Below are 18,468 nucleotides of genomic sequence, written 5' to 3' on the forward strand. Positions count from 1 at the left end.
CACCGCGCCGTGGTCACCGACCCCGCCTTCGCCCCCACCGACAACACCCCCTTCACCGTCCACACCCGCTGGATCGAAACCGAGTTCGTCAACGAGATCCCGGCGTTCACGGCCCCCGCGGCCGAGGACACCGAGGACGAGCCGGGCCGCGAGACGGTCGTCGTCGAGGTCGGCGGCAAGCGCCTGGAGGTCTCCCTGCCCTCCTCGCTGGGCATGACCCTGGCCCGCACCGCCGCCGCCGGCGGCGCCAAGCCCAAGCGCCGCGCCGCCAAGAAGTCCGGCCCCGCCGCCTCCGGCGACACCCTCGCCTCCCCGATGCAGGGCACCATCGTCAAGGTCGCCGTCGAGGAAGGCCAGCAGGTCAACGAGGGCGACCTCATCGTGGTCCTGGAGGCCATGAAGATGGAACAGCCCCTCAACGCCCACCGCTCCGGCACCATCGTCGGCCTCAGCGCCGAGGTCGGCGCCTCCCTCACCTCCGGCGCCACCATCTGCGAGATCAAGGACTGACCCCGGGCCACACAACCCCACAGCCACACGGTCCCACGGCCACACCGCGAAGGCCCCGCCCGGAACACCCGGGCGGGGCCTTCGCCGTACGGCCCTATCGACGCCGCATGTCCGCGACGCGGGCGCGCTCTCCCGCCGCCTGCTGTTCCAGCATCGACGCGGGGGCGCTCCGCAGCCGGTCGGTGGGCCCGCCGCGCCGCTGGACCGGGAGGGGGGAGTCCCCGCGCCGGGGCCTGCGGCCCTGCATGCCGTCCCCGGCCGCGCCCGTACCGTGTCCGCCGCCCGAGGCGGGCGCGGAACCGGCCACGGTGATCTGTACGCCCTGGTCGGCCAGCGCCTGGAGTTCCGTGGCGGCCCGGTCGTCGTGCGCCGGGGGCTCGTCCGTCACCAGCCGCGTCATCACGTCGGTCGGCACCGTCTGGAACATCGTGTCGGTGCCGAGCTTCGTGTGGTCGGCGAGGACCACCACCTCGGCGGCGGCCTGCACCAGCGCCCGGTCCACGCTCGCGGAGAGCATGTTGGAGGTGGACAGGCCCCGCTCGGCGGTCAGGCCGCTCCCGGACAGGAAGGCGCGGGAGACCCGTAGCCCCTGGAGGGACTGTTCGGCGCCGCTGCCGACGAGGGCGTAGTTCGAACCGCGCAGGGTGCCGCCGGTCATCACCACCTCCACCCGGTTGGCGTGCGCCAGTGCCTGGGCGACGAGCAGCGAGTTGGTGACGACGGTCAGGCCGGGCACCCGGGCGAGCCGTCGGGCCAGCTCCTGGGTGGTGGTGCCCGCGCCGACGACGACGGCCTCGCCCTCTTCGACGAGGCCGGCCGCGACATCGGCGATGGCGGTCTTCTCCGCCGTCGCGAGATGGGACTTTTGCGGAAAGCCGGACTCCCGCGTGAAACCGCCCGGCAATACCGCACCGCCGTGTCGGCGGTCGAGGAGTCCTTCTGCCTCCAGTGCCCGCACGTCCCGCCGTACGGTCACTTCGGAGGTCTGGACGACGCGGGCGAGCTCACGGAGCGATACCGCACCGTTGGCGCGCACCATTTCGAGGATCAATTGGCGACGTTCTGCAGCGAACACGAAACTGACAGTAACCCGGACGACCGTCTGCTTTCAGCTCTTTGCGCCGGAATACCGAAGTTGTCCATACGGGAGGGCAACAGGTGGTATACGCGGTCCAGTTGCCGCCGGGAGCCCGGTTCCCCACCCGTCCCGCGACTCGCCAACCGCCCCAACCCCCGTGGGGGCGGGGGCGGTTGGCGCCGTACTACGCCTCGCTGCCGGTCTTGCGCGTGTGCAGCTGGCGGGCCACCTCGGCGATCGAGCCCGACAGCGAGGGGTACACGGTGAACGCGTTTGCGATCTGCTCGACCGTCAGGTTGTTGTCCACGGCGATCGAGATCGGGTGGATGAGCTCGCTCGCGCGCGGCGAGACGACGACGCCGCCGACGACGATGCCGGTGCCCGGACGGCAGAACATCTTCACGAAGCCGTCCCGGATGCCCTGCATCTTGGCGCGCGGGTTGCGCAGCAGGGGCAGCTTGACCACGCGGGCGTCGATCCGGCCCGCGTCCACGTCGGCCTGGGTGTAGCCGACGGTGGCGATCTCGGGGTCGGTGAAGACGTTGGAGGAGACCGTCTTGAGGTTCAGCGGGGCCACCGCGTCGCCGAGGAAGTGGTACATCGCGATGCGGCCCTGCATCGCGGCGACGGAGGCCAGCGCGAAGACGCCCGTCACGTCGCCGGCCGCGTAGACGCCGGGCGAGGAGGTGCGGGAGACCTTGTCGGTCCAGATGTGGCCGGACTCCTTGAGCCGGACGCCGGACTCCTCCAGGTTCATGTTCCGGGTGTTCGGGATGGCGCCGACGGCCATCAGGCAGTGCGTGCCGGTGAGGACGCGCCCGTCGGAGAGGGTGACCTCGACGCGGTCGCCGACGCGCTTGACGGACTCGGCGCGCGAGCGGCCGACGACGTTCATGCCGCGGCGGCGGAAGACGTCCTCCAGGACGGCGGCGGCGTCCGGGTCCTCGCCGGGCAGCACGCGGTCGCGGGAGGAGACCAGGGTGACGCGCGAGCCCAGGGCCTGGTAGGCGCCGGCGAACTCGGCGCCGGTGACGCCGGAGCCGACCACGATGAGCTCCTCGGGGAGCTCCTCCAGGTCGTAGACCTGGGTCCAGTTGAGGATCCGCTCCCCGTCGGGCATGGCGTCGGGGATCTCGCGGGGGGTGCCGCCGGTGGCGATCAGGACCGCGTCGGCGGTGAGGATGGTCTCGGTGCCGTCGGCGGCGGTGACGATGACGTCCCGGGTGCCGTCGATGCCCTGCGGGCCGCCGAGCTTGCCGCGGCCGCGCATGACGCGGGCGCCGGCGCGGGTCACGGAGGCGGTGATGTCGTGGGACTGGGCCAGCGCGAGGCGCTTGACGCGCCGGTTGACCTTGCCGAGGTCCACGCCGACGACGCGCGCGGCCTGCTCGATGTGCGGGGTGTCGTCGGCGACGACGATGCCGAGCTCCTCGTACGACGAGTCGAAGGTCGTCATGACCTCGGCCGTCGCGATGAGCGTCTTCGAGGGGACGCAGTCGGTCAGGACCGACGCTCCGCCCAGACCGTCGCAGTCGACGACGGTCACCTCCGCGCCGAGCTGGGCCCCCACCAGGGCTGCCTCATACCCGCCGGGTCCGCCACCGATGATCACGATCCGGGTCACGAAAAGTCCGCCTCACGTCTACTAGGGCTCGGTTCGCTCCGGGGGCGCCCGAGTCGGCTCCAGGCCGGCGTGCGTCCTCGGTACGGCCCGTTCCGCGCCGTACCTCGGGGCGCTCGCCCTCCTCGCCGACGGGCCCCCTTGGGCTCACTCGCCGCTACCCGGCCGGCTGCCGCCCCGGCCGGTGTTCCGGGGGTTCTCCCCGGGGGATGCATTCCGTGCTCCATTGTCCCGCACGCTTCAAGGTGCTTCGTGCCCGGTCCCGCCATCCGGGGACCGACCGGGCACGCGTCCCCGCTCGCCCCTCCCGTACCCTCGACCCCATGTCGCTCTACGCCGCGTACGCCGGCAACCTCGACCCGCGGCTGATGACGCGCCGCGCTCCGCATTCGCCGCTGCGCGGCACGGGCTGGATCAACGACTGGCGGCTGACCTTCGGCGGCGAGCAGATGGGCTGGGAGGGGGCGCTGGCCACCATCGTGGAGGCTCCCCGGCAGCAGGTCTTCGTCGCCCTCTACGACATCGCCCCGCTCGACGAGGACTCCATGGACCGGTGGGAGGGCGTCGGGCTCGACATCTACCGCCGCATGCGGGTGCGGGTGCACACCCTGGACGGCGAGGAGGCCGCCTGGGTGTACGTCCTGAACGGTTACGAGGGCGGACTGCCCTCGGCGCGGTACCTGGGCGAGATCGCCGACGCCGCCGAATCGGCGGGCGCCCCGCACGACTACGTGATGGAGCTGCGCAAGCGCCCCTGCTGACCCGGCGGCCCCCGCGGCCCCGGCCGCCCCCGCGGGCCCGGCGCCCCCCGCGGGCCCGTCGCGGCGCCTGTCGCGGCCCCGGGACGTATCGCCCCGCCCGGGACCATTCGGCGGAAACGACAAGGCAACGATCCGAACACCGTGAGCTGCGCCATCTACGCGCGTAGGCGAAGAGCGGCTACGCTCGTCGGCGTGAACGCATCTGTTACCGACCCCTTCGCCGCCGCCGACGCCGCCGCCGCCCGCCTCCGCGAGCTGACGGGCGTGGAGACCCACGACGTCGCCCTCGTCATGGGCTCCGGCTGGGCCCCCGCCGCCGAGGCCCTCGGCGCCCCCGAGACCGAGTTCCTCGTCACCGAGCTGCCCGGCTTCCCGCCCGCCGCCGTCGAGGGCCACGGCGGCAAGATCCGCTCCTACAAGATCGGCGACAAGCGCGCGCTGGTCTTCCTCGGCCGGACCCACTTCTACGAGGGCCGCGGCGTCGCCGCCGTCGCCCACGGTGTGCGCACCGCCGTCGCCGCCGGTTGCAAGACCGTCGTGCTGACCAACGGCTGTGGTGGCCTGCGCGAGGGCATGAAGCCCGGCCAGCCGGTCCTGATCAGCGACCACCTGAACCTCACCGCGACCTCGCCGATCGTCGGCGCGAACTTCGTGGACCTCACCGACCTGTACTCGCCGCGCCTGCGCGCGATGTGCAAGGAGATCGACGCCTCCCTCGAAGAGGGCGTCTACGTGCAGTTCCCCGGCCCGCACTACGAGACCCCGGCCGAGATCAACATGATCCGCGTCATGGGCGCCGACCTGGTCGGCATGTCCACCGTGCTGGAGGCCATCGCCGCCCGTGAGGCCGGCGCCGAGGTGCTGGGCATCTCCCTGGTCACCAACCTGGCCGCGGGCCTGTCCGGCGAGCCGCTCAACCACGAAGAGGTCCTCCAGGCCGGCCGCGACTCGGCCGCCCGCATGGGCACGCTGCTGACGCAGGTCCTCGCCCGCATCTGACCGACGACGTACGAGAGGTAAGGCGGAAGCCGTGCAGGAACAGGCACAGGACGACCTGATCACCCGGGCGCAGGCCTGGCTGGCCGAGGACCCGGACCCGGAGACGGCGGCGGAGCTCGCGGCCCTGCTGGAGGCGGGCGACACCGCGGAGCTCGCGGACCGCTTCTCGGGCACGCTCCAGTTCGGCACCGCCGGACTGCGCGGTGAGATCGGCGCGGGTCCGATGCGGATGAACCGCGGCGTGGTCATCCGGGCGGCGGCGGGCCTGGCGGCCTACCTGAAGGACCAGGGGCACGCCGGAGGTCTGGTCGTCGTCGGCTACGACGCGCGCTACAAGTCGGCGGACTTCGCCCGTGACACGGCCGCCGTGATGATCGGCGCCGGGCTGCGCGCGGCCGTCCTGCCGCGGCCGCTGCCGACGCCGGTCCTCGCGTACGCCATAAGGCACCTGGGCGCCGTCGCGGGCGTCGAGGTGACCGCGAGCCACAACCCGCCCCGGGACAACGGCTACAAGGTCTACCTGGGCGACGGCTCGCAGATCGTCTCCCCGGCGGACGCCGAGATCGCGGCGCAGATCGACCGCGTGGCCACCCTCGCGTCCGTCCCCCGGCCGGAGTCCGGCTGGGAGGACCTCGGCGACGAGGTGCTGGAGGCCTACCTGGCCCGCACGGACGCCGTCCTGACCCCGGGCTCCCCGCGCGGGGTGCGGACCGTCTACACGGCCATGCACGGCGTCGGCAAGGACGTGGTCATGGCGGCCTTCGCCCGGCACGGCTTCCCGGCCCCGGTGCTGGTCGCCGAGCAGGCGGAGCCGGACCCGGCCTTCCCGACGGTGGCCTTCCCCAACCCGGAGGAGCCGGGCGCGATGGACCTGTCCTTCGCGAAGGCCGCCGAGGTGGTCCCGGACATCGTGATCGCGAACGACCCGGACGCCGACCGCTGCGCGGTGGCCGTCCCGGACGACGCGTCCGCGTCGGGCTGGCGCATGCTGCGCGGCGACGAGGTCGGCGCGCTGCTGGCGGCGCACCTGGTGCACAAGGGCGCCCGCGGCGTCTTCGCCGAGTCGATCGTCTCCTCCTCGCTGCTGGGGCGGATCGCGGAGTCGGCCGGGGTCGGCCACGAGGAGACCCTGACGGGCTTCAAGTGGATCTCCCGCGTCGAGGGCCTGCGCTACGGCTACGAGGAGGCGCTCGGCTACTGCGTGGACCCCGAGGGCGTCCGCGACAAGGACGGCGTCACCGCCGCGCTGCTGGTGGCGGAGCTGGCCTCGGAGCTGAAGGAGCAGGGTCGCACCCTGAGCGACCTGCTGGACGACCTGGCGATGGCCCACGGCCTGCACGCCACCGACCAGCTGTCGGTCCGCGTCTCGGACCTGTCGGTCATCGCCTCGGCGATGGCGGCCCTGCGGGCCGAGCCGCCGGTGTCCCTTGCGGGCCTGCGCGTCGCCTCGGCGGAGGACCTGAGCCGGGGCACCGAGACGCTGCCTCCCACGGACGGCCTGCGGTACTACCTGGAGGGCGACTACAAGGCCCGGGTGATCGTCCGCCCGTCGGGTACGGAGCCGAAGCTCAAGTGCTACCTGGAGGTCGTGGTCCCGGTGGCCGAGGCCTCCGACCTGGCCTCGGCCCGCGCCACGGGTCAGGGCGTCCTGGACTCGATCAAGAAGGACCTCGCGGCCGCGATGGGCCTCTAGTCCTCCGGATCGTCCCCGTACGAAGACCGGCCCCGGACCTCCTGGTCCGGGGCCGGTCCTCGTACGTCCGCTCCGTGCGGTCGGGCGTCAGCTCTTCGACGGCGTGGGCGTCGGTTCCGAGGCCGACGGTTCGGCCGAGGCGCCGCGCAGCGGCGACGGCGTGGGCGTGGGCACCGACGGCGACGGCGAAGGGCCGGGGCTGCCCGAGGCGGTGGCCGGGGTGGTGCCCGGCCGGACGACGTCGCCCAGCGTCGGGACCGCCTCCGGACGGGCGCGGACGGCGTCACTGCACTCCCAGGCCCGCGGCGGGTCGGCGTCCGGCCCGCCCAGCACGATCGGGCCCGTGCCCGCGGAGAGCGCGTCGCTGTCCGACAGGGTGCACACGATCTGCGACAGCGCCACCGGCGGCAGGTCCTCCGGCTTGCGGCTGAGCCGTACGGTGCCCACCGGATCCCCGGCGCGCGGCGCGGCGGCCGTCAGTCCGGCCGGGACCCCGGTGGTGAAGCCGGCGTCCCGCTCTCCCGCGGTGGGCTCCTTCTGGAGGGCCTCCAGCAGGGCCTGGGTGACGAGCGCCACCGCGTCCCGCGCCGGCCGCTTCTCCGGTACGGGGACCAGCCGCTCCACGCCCACCAGCTGCGATCCGCACACCAGTTCCACCGTGGTCCGGAACCCCTGCACCCCGCTCTGGCCCGAGGGGGCCTCGTCCGGGTTCTCGCAGGACACCCGGGACGGCGCCGCGCCCACGTCGACCGGCACGGTCGTCGCCCTGATCCCGCACCCCGCGAGGCCGCCGAGGGCGCACAGGCCCACCACGACCGTCAGGGCCCTACGCCTCCACGTCACCGGCGATCACCTTCCCCACGTCCACCGGCAGCCGCAGCGTGAACACGGCGCCGCCCCCGTCCCCGTTCTCGGCGGTGATGTCACCGCCGTGGATGTGCGCGTTCTCCACCGCGATCGACAGCCCGAGCCCGCTGCCGTCCGACTTCGGCCGGGACGCGCTCGCCTTGTAGAAGCGGTCGAAGACGTGCGGCAGCACCTCTTCGGGGATGCCCGGCCCGTTGTCCTTGACCGCGATCACCAGCCACTCCCCCTCCACGAGCACCGACACCCGCACCGGCGATCCGCCGTGCTTGAGCGCGTTGCCGATCAGGTTGGCCAGGATCACGTCCAGGCGCCGCGGGTCGAGGCGGGCGACGATCCCGCGCCCGGCGTCGAGTTCCACGGCGTCGAGCCAGGCCCGCGCGTCGATGCAGGCCGTGACCTGGTCGGCGACGTTCACGTCGTCCAGGACCAGGCGTGCGGTGCCCGCGTCGAAGCGGGTGACCTCCATCAGGTTCTCCACCAGGTCGTTGAGCCGTCGGGTCTCGCTGACCACCAGGCCCACGGCCGGCGCGATCATCGGGTCGAGGCCGTCGACCTCTTCCTCCAGCACCTCGGCGACGGCGGTCAACGCCGTGAGCGGGGTGCGCAGTTCGTGCGACATGTCGGCGACGAACCGCCGGCTCGCCTCCTCGCGGGCGCTCATGTCGGCGACCTTCTTCTCCAGCGCCTCCGCCGTCGTGTTGAAGGTGTGCGAGAGGTCGGCGAGCTCGTCGGTGCCCGACACGTCCAGCCGGTGGTCGAGTTCGCCCTCGCCCAGCCGGCGCGCGGCCTCCCCGAGTCGTTGCACGGGTCGCAGGACCGTGCGCGCCGCCGCCTGCGCGAGCAGCGCGGAGCACAGCAGCGCGAGCCCGGTGGCGATGGTCAGGGACCAGCCCAGCGCGTTGAGGTCGTCGCGTTCGGTGGCGAGCGACTTGTACATGTAGCCGGTCGGGCCGCCGCCCACGATGCGGGTGCCGCCGACCAGGTAGGGGTTGCCGCCGGGCTTCGTCCGCTGCCAGTACATGTGGTACTCGGCGTCGTTGGCGGCGGTCGTCTTCTGCCGGTCGTTGACGGCGCTCTGGAGGGACTTCGGTACGTCGTCCAGCCCGAAGGAGTCGGAGCCGGCCGCGCCGAACACCTCGCGGCCGTCCTTGCGCGCGTGCACCAGGAGCACGCTGTACCCGGGGCTGCTGCCCGCCATCAGCTCGGCGGTGCGCTGGAGCTCCTCGGGCGTCGGGTCGGCGGGCAGGGCCGCGGCCCGGTTCTGCATCTCCTGGCGGAAGTCGCCGAGGGCGGCGTCCTGCGTACGGGTCAGGACCGCCTCGCGGTTGAGCCAGTACGCGATCCCGGACGCGGAGACCGCGGCCGTCAGCGCGACGAGGGCGAACACGAAGAGCAGGCGCAGCCGCAGGCTGGTCCAGCGCCGGCCCGCGAACAGGGCCTTGATCACTGCGGTGAGTCCAGCCGGTAGCCGACGCCGCGGACGGTACGGATCAAGGTGGGCGAGGAGGGCACTTCCTCCACCTTGGCGCGCAGCCGCTGCACGCAGGCGTCGACGAGGCGGGAGTCGCCGAGGTAGTCGTGCTCCCACACCAGGCGCAGCAACTGCTGGCGCGACAGGGCCTGGCCGGGGCGGCGGCTCAGTTCCAGCAGCAGCCGCAGCTCGGTCGGGGTGAGCTGGAGGTCCTCGCCGTTCTTCGTCACCGTCATCGCGGCCCGGTCGATGACCAGGGAGCCGAAGACGGCGGAGTCGCTGGCCTCCCGTTCGCCGCGGCGCAGCACGGCGCGGATCCGGGCGTCGAGCACGCGTCCCTGGACGGGTTTGACGACGTAGTCGTCGGCGCCTGACTCCAGGCCCACGACGACATCGATGTCGTCACTGCGCGCGGTCAACAGGATGATCGGCAGCTGGTCGGTGCGGCGGATCCGCCGGCAGACCTCGAAGCCGTCGATCCCGGGCAGCATCACGTCCAGCACGATCAGGTCCGGCCGCTGCTCGCGCAGCAGTTTCAGGCCGTCCTCGCCCGTCGCCGCGGTGGCCACACGGTGGCCCTGGCGTGACAGGGAAAGTTCGAGGGCCGTGCGGATGGCGTCGTCGTCCTCGATCAGCAACAGGAAAGGCACGCGCTCATTCTGTCCCATCGACCCTCGGGACTTCGACCGTCGGGCTCCACGGATCCGGCCACGGGTGGCTGTGACAGGCCTGTGACAGTCGAAGGACACCCCGGTTATGTCCGGCGGGCAGGCTTCTGTCATCAACACGACGGACCGAAGCAGACTCCACGACGGGGGGCGCGAGATGAACACGCTGCACAGCACCACGACCAGCGCGGTTGTCACGCGGCTGCACGATGTGAACCGCCGGGCGGGTGTCCGTACGGTGCCGGTCGCCCGTCCGCGACCGGCGCACGTCACAGCCATTGACGCGAACCAGTACCAGGCGGTTCCCGCACCGCGCTCCACGTCCTCCGCCTCGGAGGCCGAGTTCACGGCGTACGTGCAGGAGCGGCGGGCCGCGCTCTTCGCGACGGCCTTCCACCTCACCGGCGACCGCCACGAGGCCGAGGACCTGTTGCAGAGCGCGCTGTTCTCCACCTACCGCGCCTGGGACCGCATCAGCGACAAGGCGGCGGTGGGCGGCTACCTGCGCCGCACCATGACGAACCTGCACATCAGCGCGTGGCGCCGGCGCAAGCTGAACGAGTACCCGACCGAGGAACTGCCGGAGACGGCCTCCGACACGGACGCGATGCGCGGCACCGAGCTGCGCGCCGTGCTGTGGCAGGCGCTGGCCCGCATTCCGGAGCCGCAGCGCACGATGCTGGTGCTGCGGTACTACGAGGGCCGCACGGACCCGGAGATCGCCGAGATCCTGGGCATCAGCGTCGGCACCGTGAAGTCGAGCATCTGGCGCTCGCTGCGCCGCCTGCGCGACGACGAGGTGCTGAGCTTCGGCCGTGACGAGGCGGAGTCCTTCGGGGAGCTCGTCGCGTAGCCGACACGAACCATCGGGCCAAGGGGGTCCGTCCTACGGGGGTGGGACGGAGGCCACGGGGGGAAAGCGCGGGGTCGACCGGCCATGGGGGTCCGGTCGGCCCCGCGCACCCATGTCCGGGGGTCGTGCGGGGGCCGGGCGGCGGGGCTACGCGGCGGGGGCGCCGGTCGCCGCGCGGTGCCGGCCGGCCGCGGCGGCGGCGAGCCGTCCGAGGGCCTCGTCTCGGCCGCAGGGGTGCGCGCCGAGGGTGACGTGCCGGGCCACGATGTCGCGTTCGGCCCGCATCAGGCGAAGGCCGCGGCGCAGCAGGAAGAACGGGGACTTGCGGCCTTCGCGCAGGTCGCGCGCGAAGCGGCGGCGGAAGGTGGTCGACGGCCGGCCGCGCAGGCAGATCGCGTCGGCGAGCAGGCCGAGTTCCTGGCAGCGGACCGCGATGTCGGCGGCGAAGATGCCCTCGGCGATGAACAGCGGCGTGCGCGAGATGTCGAGGGTGTCGGTGCCGGTGCGGGAGCTGGTGGAGATGTCGTAGACCGGGACCTCGGTGCGGCCGGAGCGGCACAGTTCGGCGACGGCGGCGACGGCCACGTCCGCGTCCCAGGACTGCGGGGAGTCCCAGTCGATGTCGGAGCTCCCCTCGACCAGCGGGAGGGTCGGGTCCGTGCATTCCTTGTAGAAGTCGTCGAGGCGCAGTACGGGCAGCCCTGAGCGAGCCGCGAGCGAGGACTTGCCGGAACCCGAGGGACCGGTCAACAGGACGACACGCGTAGGCAAGGCAGGGGAACGGCTCACGGGACACCAGTGTGAGGCATGACCGGGGTTATCAACACATTGGAGACGAACGCTGCGAGAACCCTCACACCCGGCCGGGCGGCGCCGGTTGGAACCGGAGGAGCCGCCTCGACTACCCTGTGTGGCCACGCGACTACGACCACAGGCGGGAACCCATGGCACGTCACGCACATTCCGACCCCTCGAAGCGGCTCCGTTCGGCGGGCCTGACCCTGTCCATGGCCGGTGCGGCCCTGGCGATGGCCGCCGGTGGGGCGCAGGCGGGCGAGTTGTCCGTACCGGCGGCCCTGGCGGGTGTCACGGACCCGATCGCGAACCTCAAGGTGAACCCGCTGGCCCACACCGGCGTGGATCCGCTGGACAACGGCGTGGCCACGAAGGTCGCCGATTTCCCGTCGGTGGGCACGGGCATGGTCACGGGCATCCTGACGCAGGGCCCCTCGGTGTCCGAACTCCCGACGGCGGCGGCCTCGTCCCTGCTGGGCCCCCTGAACGGCCCCGCCGCCCGCTGACCGTCCCGAAGCGCGCGAAACCCCCGGCAGCACGGGGTCGCTGCCGGGGGTGGTCTTCGCGCGGGGCGAGTGAGCCGAAGGGGGCGCGTGGGCGCCCGCCCGGCCCCTCCTCGCAGCCCGCACGGGCGAGTGAGCCGAAGGGGGCGCGTCGGCGAAGGAGGGCGAACGCCCGGAGGAAACGCGAGGAACGAGCGTTTTCGAGGACGTACGCCCTCCTGGAGCCGACTGTGGCGCCCCCGGAGGCGAACGAGCCCCAAAAAGGAGGACGTACGCCGAGCCGACTGCGGCGCCCCCGGAGGCGAACCGAGCCCCAAAAAATGGGGCGAACGAGCCCTAGTAGGAAGAGCCGCCGGCGCCGATGGAGCCCGTCGGGTGCCAGACCGTCTTGGTCTCCAGGAAGGCCGTCATGCGCGACGTGCCCGGGTCGGCGCTCCAGTCGTCCACAGGCTGTGGACGCAGGACGCGCTTGAGGTTGTCGGCCGCGGCGATCTCCAGTTCCTTGGCGAGGGCGGTGTCGGCCCCGGCCAGGTCGATCGCGTTGACGTCCTGGTGGGAGGCCAGGTGCGGGCCCATCTCGGCGGCCTTGCCGGAGAGGATGTTGACGACTCCGCCGGGCAGGTCGGAGGTGGCCAGCACCTCGCCCAGGGAGAGCGCCGGGAGGGGCGCCTTCTCCGAGGCGATGACGACCGCGGTGTTGCCGGTGGCGATGACGGGGGCGATCACCGAGACCAGGCCGAGGAAGGAGGAGTCCTGCGGGGCCACGACCGTGACCACGCCGGTGGGTTCCGGGGTGGACAGGTTGAAGAAGGGGCCCGCGACGGGGTTGGCGCCGCCCACGATCTGGGTGATCTTGTCGGTCCAGCCCGCGTACCAGACCCAGCGGTCGATCGCGGCGTCGACGACGGCGGCGGCCTTGGACTTCGACAGCCCCTCGGCCTCGCCGACCTCGCGCACGAACTGCTCGCGGCGGCCCTCCAGCATCTCGGCGATGCGGTAGAGGATCTGTCCGCGGTTGTAGGCGGTCGCGCCCGACCAGCCGCCGAAGGCCTTGCGGGCCGCGACGACCGCGTCACGCGCGTCCTTGCGGGAGGACAGCGGGGCGTTGGCCAGCCACTTGCCCTTCGAGTCCGTCACTTCGTACACCCGGCCGCTCTCGGAGCGGGGGAACTTGCCCCCGACGTACAGCTTGTAGGTCTTGAAGACGTTCAGGCGCGTGGTCGTCGACTCAGACATCGAGGTATGCCTCCAGGCCGTGGCGACCGCCCTCGCGGCCGAAGCCCGACTCCTTGTAGCCGCCGAAGGGCGAGGTCGGGTCGAACTTGTTGAACGTGTTGGCCCAGACGACGCCGGCGCGGAGCTTGTTGGCGACCGCGAGGATGCGCGAGCCCTTCTCCGTCCAGATGCCGGCGGACAGGCCGTACTGGCTGTTGTTGGCCTTCGCGACGGCCTCGTCGGGCGTGCGGAAGGTCAGGACGGACAGCACGGGGCCGAAGATCTCGTCGCGGGCGACGGTGTGCGCCTGGGTGACGTTCGTGAAGAGCGTCGGGGCGAACCAGTAGCCGGAGGACGGCAGCTCGCAGGCCGGGGACCAGCGCTCGGCGCCCTCGGCCTCGCCGGTCTCGGCGAGCGCCGTGATCCGGGCGAGCTGCTCGGCGGAGTTGATCGCGCCGATGTCGGTGTTCTTGTCGAGGGGGTCGCCCAGGCGCAGCGTGGAGAGGCGGCGCTTGAGGGAGTCCAGCAGCTCGTCGTGGATCGACTCCTGGACCAGCAGGCGGGAGCCCGCGCAGCAGACCTGGCCCTGGTTGAAGAAGATGCCGGTGACGATGCCCTCGACGGCCTGGTCGATGGGGGCGTCGTCGAAGACGATGTTGGCGCCCTTGCCGCCCAGCTCCAGGGTGACCTTCTTGTCGGTGCCGGCGATCGAGCGGGCGATGGCCTTGCCGACGGCGGTGGAGCCGGTGAAGGCGACCTTGTTGACGTCCGGGTGCTCGACGAGGGCCGCGCCCGCGTCGCCGTAGCCGGTGAGGATGTTGACGACGCCCCGGGGCAGGCCCGCCTGGCGGCAGATGTCCGCGAAGAACAGCGCCGACAGCGGCGTGGTCTCGGCGGGCTTGAGGACGACGGTGTTGCCCGCGGCGAGCGCCGGGGCGATCTTCCACGCGAGCATCAGCAGCGGGAAGTTCCAGGGGATGACCTGGCCGGCCACGCCGAGGGGGCGCGGGTTGGCGCCGTAGCCCGCGTGGTCGAGCTTGTCGGCCCAGCCCGCGTAGTAGAAGAAGTGGGCGGCGACCAGCGGGAGGTCCGCGTCGCGGGTCTCCTTGATCGGCTTGCCGTTGTCCAGGGTTTCCAGGACGGCGAGCTCGCGGCTGCGCTCCTGGATGATCCGGGCGATGCGGAAGAGGTACTTGGCGCGCTCGGAGCCGGGCAGCGCGGACCACTTCTCGAAGGCCTTGCGGGCGGCCTTGACGGCGCGGTCGACGTCGGCGGCGCCGGCCTGGGCGACCTCGGAGAGGACCTCCTCCGAGGAGGGGGAGACGGTCTTGAAGACCTTGCCGTCGGCGGCTTCGACGAACTCGCCGTCGATGAAGAGGCCGTAGGAGGGCGCGATGTCGACGACGGACCGCGACTCGGGGGCCGGTGCGTACTCGAAGAGGGATGCCATGGTGATCAGTCCACCGTCACGTAGTCGGGGCCGGAGTAACGCCCGGTGCTCAGCTTCTGGCGCTGCATGAGCAGGTCGTTCAGCAGGCTGGAGGCGCCGAAGCGGAACCATTCGTTGGTCAGCCAGTCCGCGCCGGCGCTCTCGTTGACCAGGACCAGGAACTTGATGGCGTCCTTGGTGGTGCGGATGCCGCCGGCCGGCTTCACGCCGATCTGGATGCCGGTCTGCGCCTTGAAGTCGCGGACGGCTTCGAGCATCAGCAGCGTGTTGGCGGGGGTGGCGTTGACGCCGACCTTGCCGGTGGAGGTCTTGATGAAGTCGGCGCCCGCGAGCATGCCGATCCAGGAGGCGCGGCGGATGTTGTCGTAGGTCGACAGTTCGCCGGTCTCGAAGATGACCTTCAGGCGGGCGGCGGTGCCGTCGGGGCGGACGCACGCCTCCTTGACGGCCTTGATCAGCTCGTACGTCTCCAGGTAGCGGCCGGCGAGGAAGGCGCCACGGTCGATGACCATGTCGATCTCGTCGGCGCCGGCGGCGACGGCGTCGCGGGTGTCGGCGAGCTTGACGGGCAGGGCCGCGCGGCCGGCCGGGAAGGCGGTGGCGACGGAGGCGACCTTGACGTCGGCGCCGTTCAGCGCGGCCTTGGCGGTGGCCACCATGTCGGGGTAGACGCAGACCGCGGCGGTCATGGGCGTCGTACGGTCGAGGGGGTCGGGGTTGACGGCCTTGGCGGAGAGCGCCCGGACCTTGCCCGGGGTGTCAGCGCCTTCGAGCGTCGTCAGGTCGATCATCGAGATGGCCAGGTCGATGGCGTACGCCTTGGCCGTCGTCTTGATCGAACGGGTGCCGAGGGAGGCCGCGCGGGCCTCCAGTCCGACCGTGTCGACGCCGGGCAGCCCGTGCAGGAAGCGGCGCAGCGCACTGTCGGACGTCGTCACGTCAGCGAATGCGGTGAGGGTGGTGGGCATGGTCACCACATGAGCATATCTACGCGCGTAGCGACCTGTCACCCCCCTCGGCGCACATATGGGCGTGACGTCCACCATCGGTGCGGCCGGGCCGGCCGCGGACCCGTACGGCAGAATCGGCGCCATGACTACGCCCTCCCCCCACGAGCCGGTCTACGACGACCGCGTCTACCGCTCCTCCATGGCCGTCGTCACCGGGGTGCTGCTGCTCGCGCTCATCGGCTGGCTGTGCGGGGACGCCGTCGTGCGCGGCGGGGGCTCGGCGCGCTGGACCGCGCTGGCCGTCGCCCTGTTCGCCGTGCCCATGACGATCGCCTTCACGGTCCGGCCGGCCGTCTTCGCCAACGACGACCGGATGCGGATCCGCAATCCCTTCCGGGTGATCGAGCTGCCCTGGGGCGCCGTGGACGCGGTGCGCGCCGGGTACTCGGCGGAGGTGCTGGCCGAGGGGTCGAAGTACCAGCTGTGGTCGGTGCCGGTGTCGCTGCGCGAGCGCAAGAAGGCGGCCCGCACCTTCAGCCGGCGCGAGGCGCTGGGCGGCAAGGGCCAGGCCCGCGGCGCGGGCGTCGCCGGAACGCCGACGCCGGCCGCGGCCCCCGAGGGCCCGCCGCGGGCGGCGGCCGACAAGGTCATCGACGAGCTGCGCGAGCTCGCCGAGCGCGGCGCGGCGCGCCCCGGCGCGCAGGGCACCGTCTCGGTGCGCTGGGCCTACGAGATCATCGTCCCGGCCGTCGTGGGCGCGGTGGCCCTCGTCGTCCTGTGGGCCACGGGCTGAGTCACGCGGCCCCCCGGCCCGCCGGCGGGCGCTGCCGCCCCGCGGGCCCCCCGGGAGAGTGGCGTGGGCCACGGGGCGGGGCCGGCCGGAACCGCCGCCACCGGGGGGCGCGTCCTGCCTGGTGTGCACCGTCATGAGGGCAGCGGCACCGCCGCCACCGCCACACAGCTCCCCCTCCGGCTCCGGATCCTGGGCGGGGCCCTGCTGGCCGCGCATCTGGTGCTCGTCGGTTGGCTCACCCTGAGACCGCTGGACGTCCCCTGGACGGCCGCGTCGAACCTCACGTTCCTGGACGGGATCCGCGCCGACCTGGCCTACGGCCCGCTGGAGGCGGCCCGGCGGATCGGCGAGGGGCTGGCCCTGCTGGCCCCGCTCGGGGTGCTGCTGCCGCTGGCCGGGGGGAGGCTCGCGGCGGCGCCGTCGGGCGCGTGGGCCTCACTGGCCCGGACGCTCTCCGCGACGGTGCTGATCTCGCTCGGGATCGAGATGCTCCAGACGGCGGTCCCGGGGCAGGTGGTCGACGTCGACTCGCTGCTGCTGAACACCGCCGGGGCGCTGCTCGCGCACGTGGCCGTCGTACCGGCCCTCAGGCGCAGGCTGCGGCGCTCTCAGGGGGTCACCCCGAGAATTACCAGGGTCGGCATCGGCCCGTGGACCGAGGTCCTGTCGGCGGTGCCGCGCGAGTATTGAGGCATCGCGAGGGCACCTCACCTTCGCGCGGATCCCTACGAAGGAGAAGCCCCATGAGCGCGATTACCCGCCCCCGTGACGGACGGATGATCGGCGGCGTCTGCGCCGGACTCGCGCGGCGTTTCGGGATCAAGGCGCGGACGATGCGGATCATCTTCGTCGTCTCGTGCCTGCTGCCCGGCCCGCAGTTCCTGATCTACCTGGCCCTGTGGCTGCTGCTGCCCAACGAGAAGGCCTCCGCCGGCTCGGCGCGGACCGCCTGGTAACGACGGTCCGCGCGCCCGCCCGGGCTCCGGCCGGGGTCAGGCGACCTTCTTGACCTTCTCCAGCTGCTTGTCGACCACTTCGCGGGGGACCAGTGCCTTCTGGTCGGCGGCGGCCAGATTGAGGGCCATCAGCCGCACGACGGTGTCGCCCTCGCGCACGACGACGAGGTGGACCTGCGCGGAAACGTTCTGGGCGGCCACCGTGGTGGTCCAGCTGACGCTCTCGTCGCCGGGGGTCTTGTACGACGCCGCCTTCACGTCCTTGTAGGTGCCGGTCTGCTGCTCGACGGTGGCGGTGAAGCCGGAGGAGCAGGCCGCGACGGCCTCGCGCAGCCGGGACAGGACCCGCTTCGCGCCGGCCTCGTCGTAGGAGCTGACGGAGGCGGAGACCGCGAGTCCGACGGCCTTCTGGGAGCCGATGCCGCGGTTGACGGTCTGCCGTGCGGCGGGGTCGGGCTTGTCGCCCATGATGTCGGCGAGCGGCTGGCAGACCTTCTTGTCGGACTGCGGCTGACCGTCGGGGGCGTTGGGGTTCTTGCCCTGCGCCGAGATCTGGTAGCCGGCGAGATCGCCCTGCTCCAGCGCGGCGCGCTCCAGGCCGGTGGGCGCGGGCCGCGGTGTCGCGGAGCCCGCGGGCGCTCCGGGGGCGCCCGAGGCGGCCGCCGGGGAGTCCTTGGCGGCGGGGGCCTTGTCCGCCGCGGGGGTGTCCGTACCGCCGCAGCCGACGGCCGCGAACAGCAGGACGGGAACCAACGCGACCCTCGTCGCTCGTGCCTTGATGCGCATGACCAAAACCTCATACCCCGTGTGTCGGCGGCCGGTTGGGGGTGATGGTGACACACCGCACAGCGGCGCACACACCCCGTCGAAGGTGCGTGCGCCCGCCGTACGTGCGTGCGGATCGCGGCAGCGTCAGCCGCCGAGGCCGTTCAGCGCGCCGGTGGCCGGGGCGAGGCCGCCGAGGAGGCCGGTGACGGGGGCGGCGGCGTCGGTGGCCGGCTTGCCCTCCTCGCCGCTGACCTGCTGCTGGCTGGTGAGGCCCTGGACCGCGCCGAGCGCGTCGCCCAGGCCGACGGCCGGGGTGGCGGAGGCGGCGCCGGCGGCGGCCGCGACGAAGGCGGCGCCGAGCGCGGCGACACCGAGGGTCTTTGCAGACTTCTTCATGAAGGTTCGTCCTTGCGACGGGGAATTGAGCGGCTCCGCAAACTAGTCACTTCAAACCCTCGCCCGCAAACATCATCAAATACGAGAAAGCGCCCGGGAATTGCTCCTCCCGGGCGCTTTC

At 72.6% G+C, this 18,468-nt stretch carries 20 protein-coding genes; 9 read left to right on the forward strand and 11 right to left on the reverse strand.

Translation table 11 applies throughout. From position 1 onward, the window contains the following. Positions 1-510 (forward strand): biotin/lipoyl-containing protein (locus ACZ6ZI_RS27000; RefSeq protein WP_469524922.1); only part of this gene is annotated, 510 nt, incomplete at its 5' end. A 94-nt stretch (positions 511-604) separates the two neighbouring features. Here the strand turns inward: ACZ6ZI_RS27000 and ACZ6ZI_RS27005 are convergent. Together ACZ6ZI_RS27005 and ACZ6ZI_RS27010 are read right to left on the reverse strand one after the other, a co-directional pair. Continuing rightward, entirely contained in the window at positions 605-1,549 is a 945-nt protein-coding gene (locus ACZ6ZI_RS27005) for a DeoR/GlpR family DNA-binding transcription regulator (RefSeq protein WP_469525294.1), read from the reverse strand. 223 nt (positions 1,550-1,772) lie between these two features. Continuing rightward, positions 1,773-3,212 (reverse strand): NAD(P)H-quinone dehydrogenase, encoded by a 1,440-nt coding sequence (locus ACZ6ZI_RS27010; RefSeq protein ID WP_363057917.1) that lies wholly within the window; start codon positions 3,210-3,212, stop codon positions 1,773-1,775. 320 nt (positions 3,213-3,532) lie between these two features. On the opposite strand from ACZ6ZI_RS27010, the gene ACZ6ZI_RS27015 reads away from it, so the two are divergent. The 3 genes from ACZ6ZI_RS27015 (at position 3,533) to ACZ6ZI_RS27025 (ending at position 6,662) form a co-directional block, all read left to right on the forward strand. Further along, positions 3,533-3,970 (forward strand): gamma-glutamylcyclotransferase family protein, encoded by a 438-nt coding sequence (locus ACZ6ZI_RS27015; protein ID WP_363057919.1) that lies wholly within the window; start codon positions 3,533-3,535, stop codon positions 3,968-3,970. Between the two features lie 192 nt (positions 3,971-4,162). Continuing rightward, entirely contained in the window at positions 4,163-4,969 is an 807-nt protein-coding gene (locus ACZ6ZI_RS27020) for a purine-nucleoside phosphorylase (protein ID WP_363057921.1), read from the forward strand. A gap of 31 nt (positions 4,970-5,000) precedes the next feature. Then, positions 5,001-6,662, forward strand: coding sequence for a phospho-sugar mutase (locus tag ACZ6ZI_RS27025; RefSeq protein WP_469524925.1), 1,662 nt, complete (start codon positions 5,001-5,003; stop codon positions 6,660-6,662). 87 nt (positions 6,663-6,749) lie between these two features. Here ACZ6ZI_RS27025 and ACZ6ZI_RS27030 read toward each other — a convergent pair whose 3' ends face one another. From ACZ6ZI_RS27030 to afsQ1, 3 genes are read right to left on the reverse strand one after another with little or no spacing between them, the layout of a single operon-like run. After that, positions 6,750-7,505: a GerMN domain-containing protein gene (locus ACZ6ZI_RS27030; protein ID WP_469524926.1), complete on the reverse strand. Its 756-nt coding sequence runs from the start codon at positions 7,503-7,505 to the stop codon at positions 6,750-6,752. Continuing rightward, positions 7,489-9,075, reverse strand: coding sequence for a sensor histidine kinase (locus ACZ6ZI_RS27035; RefSeq protein ID WP_469525297.1), 1,587 nt, complete (start codon positions 9,073-9,075; stop codon positions 7,489-7,491). The genes ACZ6ZI_RS27030 and ACZ6ZI_RS27035 overlap by 17 nt, the downstream gene beginning before the upstream one ends. Next, positions 8,973-9,650: a two-component system response regulator AfsQ1 gene (gene afsQ1, locus ACZ6ZI_RS27040; RefSeq protein WP_180291024.1), complete on the reverse strand. Its 678-nt coding sequence runs from the start codon at positions 9,648-9,650 to the stop codon at positions 8,973-8,975. Before afsQ1 ends, ACZ6ZI_RS27035 begins: the two co-directional genes overlap by 103 nt. A 175-nt stretch (positions 9,651-9,825) precedes the next feature. Here afsQ1 and ACZ6ZI_RS27045 point away from each other — a divergent pair, with 175 nt between their 5' ends. Then, positions 9,826-10,521, forward strand: coding sequence for a SigE family RNA polymerase sigma factor (locus ACZ6ZI_RS27045; protein ID WP_363057929.1), 696 nt, complete (start codon positions 9,826-9,828; stop codon positions 10,519-10,521). A gap of 147 nt (positions 10,522-10,668) precedes the next feature. Here the strand turns inward: ACZ6ZI_RS27045 and ACZ6ZI_RS27050 are convergent, their stop codons facing one another. After that, positions 10,669-11,310 (reverse strand): uridine kinase family protein, encoded by a 642-nt coding sequence (locus ACZ6ZI_RS27050; RefSeq protein WP_469524930.1) that lies wholly within the window; start codon positions 11,308-11,310, stop codon positions 10,669-10,671. A gap of 155 nt (positions 11,311-11,465) precedes the next feature. Between ACZ6ZI_RS27050 and ACZ6ZI_RS27055 the strand changes: the two genes are divergently transcribed. Beyond that, complete coding sequence (locus tag ACZ6ZI_RS27055; protein WP_469524932.1) at positions 11,466-11,822, forward strand: hypothetical protein; 357 nt, start codon at positions 11,466-11,468, stop codon at positions 11,820-11,822. Positions 11,823-12,155: 333 nt separating this feature from the next. Here the strand turns inward: ACZ6ZI_RS27055 and ACZ6ZI_RS27060 are convergent, their stop codons facing one another. From ACZ6ZI_RS27060 to deoC, 3 genes are read right to left on the reverse strand one after another with little or no spacing between them, the layout of a single operon-like run. Then, the gene (locus ACZ6ZI_RS27060; protein WP_469524934.1) at positions 12,156-13,055 is read right to left on the reverse strand and encodes an aldehyde dehydrogenase family protein; all 900 of its coding nucleotides are present in this window, start codon (positions 13,053-13,055) and stop codon (positions 12,156-12,158) included. Then, on the reverse strand, positions 13,048-14,484 hold the full coding sequence (locus ACZ6ZI_RS27065) for an aldehyde dehydrogenase family protein (protein WP_469524936.1): 1,437 nt from the start codon (positions 14,482-14,484) through the stop codon (positions 13,048-13,050). The genes ACZ6ZI_RS27060 and ACZ6ZI_RS27065 overlap by 8 nt, the downstream gene beginning before the upstream one ends. A gap of 5 nt (positions 14,485-14,489) precedes the next feature. Next, a complete protein-coding gene (gene deoC, locus ACZ6ZI_RS27070; RefSeq protein WP_469524939.1) occupies positions 14,490-15,458 on the reverse strand; it encodes a deoxyribose-phosphate aldolase in 969 nt (322 codons plus the stop codon). Positions 15,459-15,576: 118 nt separating this feature from the next. Here deoC and ACZ6ZI_RS27075 point away from each other — a divergent pair, with 118 nt between their 5' ends. The 3 genes from ACZ6ZI_RS27075 to ACZ6ZI_RS27085 all read left to right on the forward strand — a co-directional run bounded on the left by ACZ6ZI_RS27075 (position 15,577) and on the right by ACZ6ZI_RS27085 (position 17,183). Continuing rightward, positions 15,577-16,227 (forward strand): PH domain-containing protein, encoded by a 651-nt coding sequence (locus tag ACZ6ZI_RS27075; protein WP_469524940.1) that lies wholly within the window; start codon positions 15,577-15,579, stop codon positions 16,225-16,227. A 123-nt stretch (positions 16,228-16,350) separates the two neighbouring features. Continuing rightward, positions 16,351-16,917, forward strand: a complete 567-nt coding sequence (locus tag ACZ6ZI_RS27080) for a VanZ family protein (RefSeq protein WP_469524942.1) — start codon at positions 16,351-16,353, stop codon at positions 16,915-16,917. A gap of 53 nt (positions 16,918-16,970) precedes the next feature. After that, positions 16,971-17,183: a PspC domain-containing protein gene (locus tag ACZ6ZI_RS27085; protein ID WP_363057945.1), complete on the forward strand. Its 213-nt coding sequence runs from the start codon at positions 16,971-16,973 to the stop codon at positions 17,181-17,183. A gap of 36 nt (positions 17,184-17,219) precedes the next feature. On the opposite strand, the gene ACZ6ZI_RS27090 is transcribed toward ACZ6ZI_RS27085, so the two are convergent. Both ACZ6ZI_RS27090 and ACZ6ZI_RS27095 read right to left on the reverse strand, forming a co-directional pair. Beyond that, positions 17,220-17,969, reverse strand: coding sequence for a hypothetical protein (locus ACZ6ZI_RS27090; protein WP_469524945.1), 750 nt, complete (start codon positions 17,967-17,969; stop codon positions 17,220-17,222). 126 nt (positions 17,970-18,095) lie between these two features. Continuing rightward, entirely contained in the window at positions 18,096-18,347 is a 252-nt protein-coding gene (locus tag ACZ6ZI_RS27095; protein ID WP_363057948.1) for a hypothetical protein, read from the reverse strand. Positions 18,348-18,468 lie beyond the last annotated feature (121 nt).

Source organism: Streptomyces sp. NPDC103540 (genome assembly GCF_055584445.1).

Coding starts and splice junctions, on each gene's coding strand:
- ACZ6ZI_RS27005 (WP_469525294.1), bottom strand. CDS start 1,549: ATGGTGCGCGCCAACGGTGCGGTATCGCTCCGTGAGCTCGCCCGCGTC.
- ACZ6ZI_RS27015 (WP_363057919.1), top strand. CDS start 3,533: ATGTCGCTCTACGCCGCGTACGCCGGCAACCTCGACCCGCGGCTGATG.
- ACZ6ZI_RS27045 (WP_363057929.1), top strand. CDS start 9,826: ATGAACACGCTGCACAGCACCACGACCAGCGCGGTTGTCACGCGGCTG.
- ACZ6ZI_RS27055 (WP_469524932.1), top strand. CDS start 11,466: ATGGCACGTCACGCACATTCCGACCCCTCGAAGCGGCTCCGTTCGGCG.
- ACZ6ZI_RS27060 (WP_469524934.1), bottom strand. CDS start 13,055: ATGTCTGAGTCGACGACCACGCGCCTGAACGTCTTCAAGACCTACAAG.
- ACZ6ZI_RS27065 (WP_469524936.1), bottom strand. CDS start 14,484: ATGGCATCCCTCTTCGAGTACGCACCGGCCCCCGAGTCGCGGTCCGTC.
- ACZ6ZI_RS27075 (WP_469524940.1), top strand. CDS start 15,577: ATGACTACGCCCTCCCCCCACGAGCCGGTCTACGACGACCGCGTCTAC.
- ACZ6ZI_RS27085 (WP_363057945.1), top strand. CDS start 16,971: ATGAGCGCGATTACCCGCCCCCGTGACGGACGGATGATCGGCGGCGTC.
- ACZ6ZI_RS27090 (WP_469524945.1), bottom strand. CDS start 17,969: ATGCGCATCAAGGCACGAGCGACGAGGGTCGCGTTGGTTCCCGTCCTG.
- ACZ6ZI_RS27095 (WP_363057948.1), bottom strand. CDS start 18,347: ATGAAGAAGTCTGCAAAGACCCTCGGTGTCGCCGCGCTCGGCGCCGCC.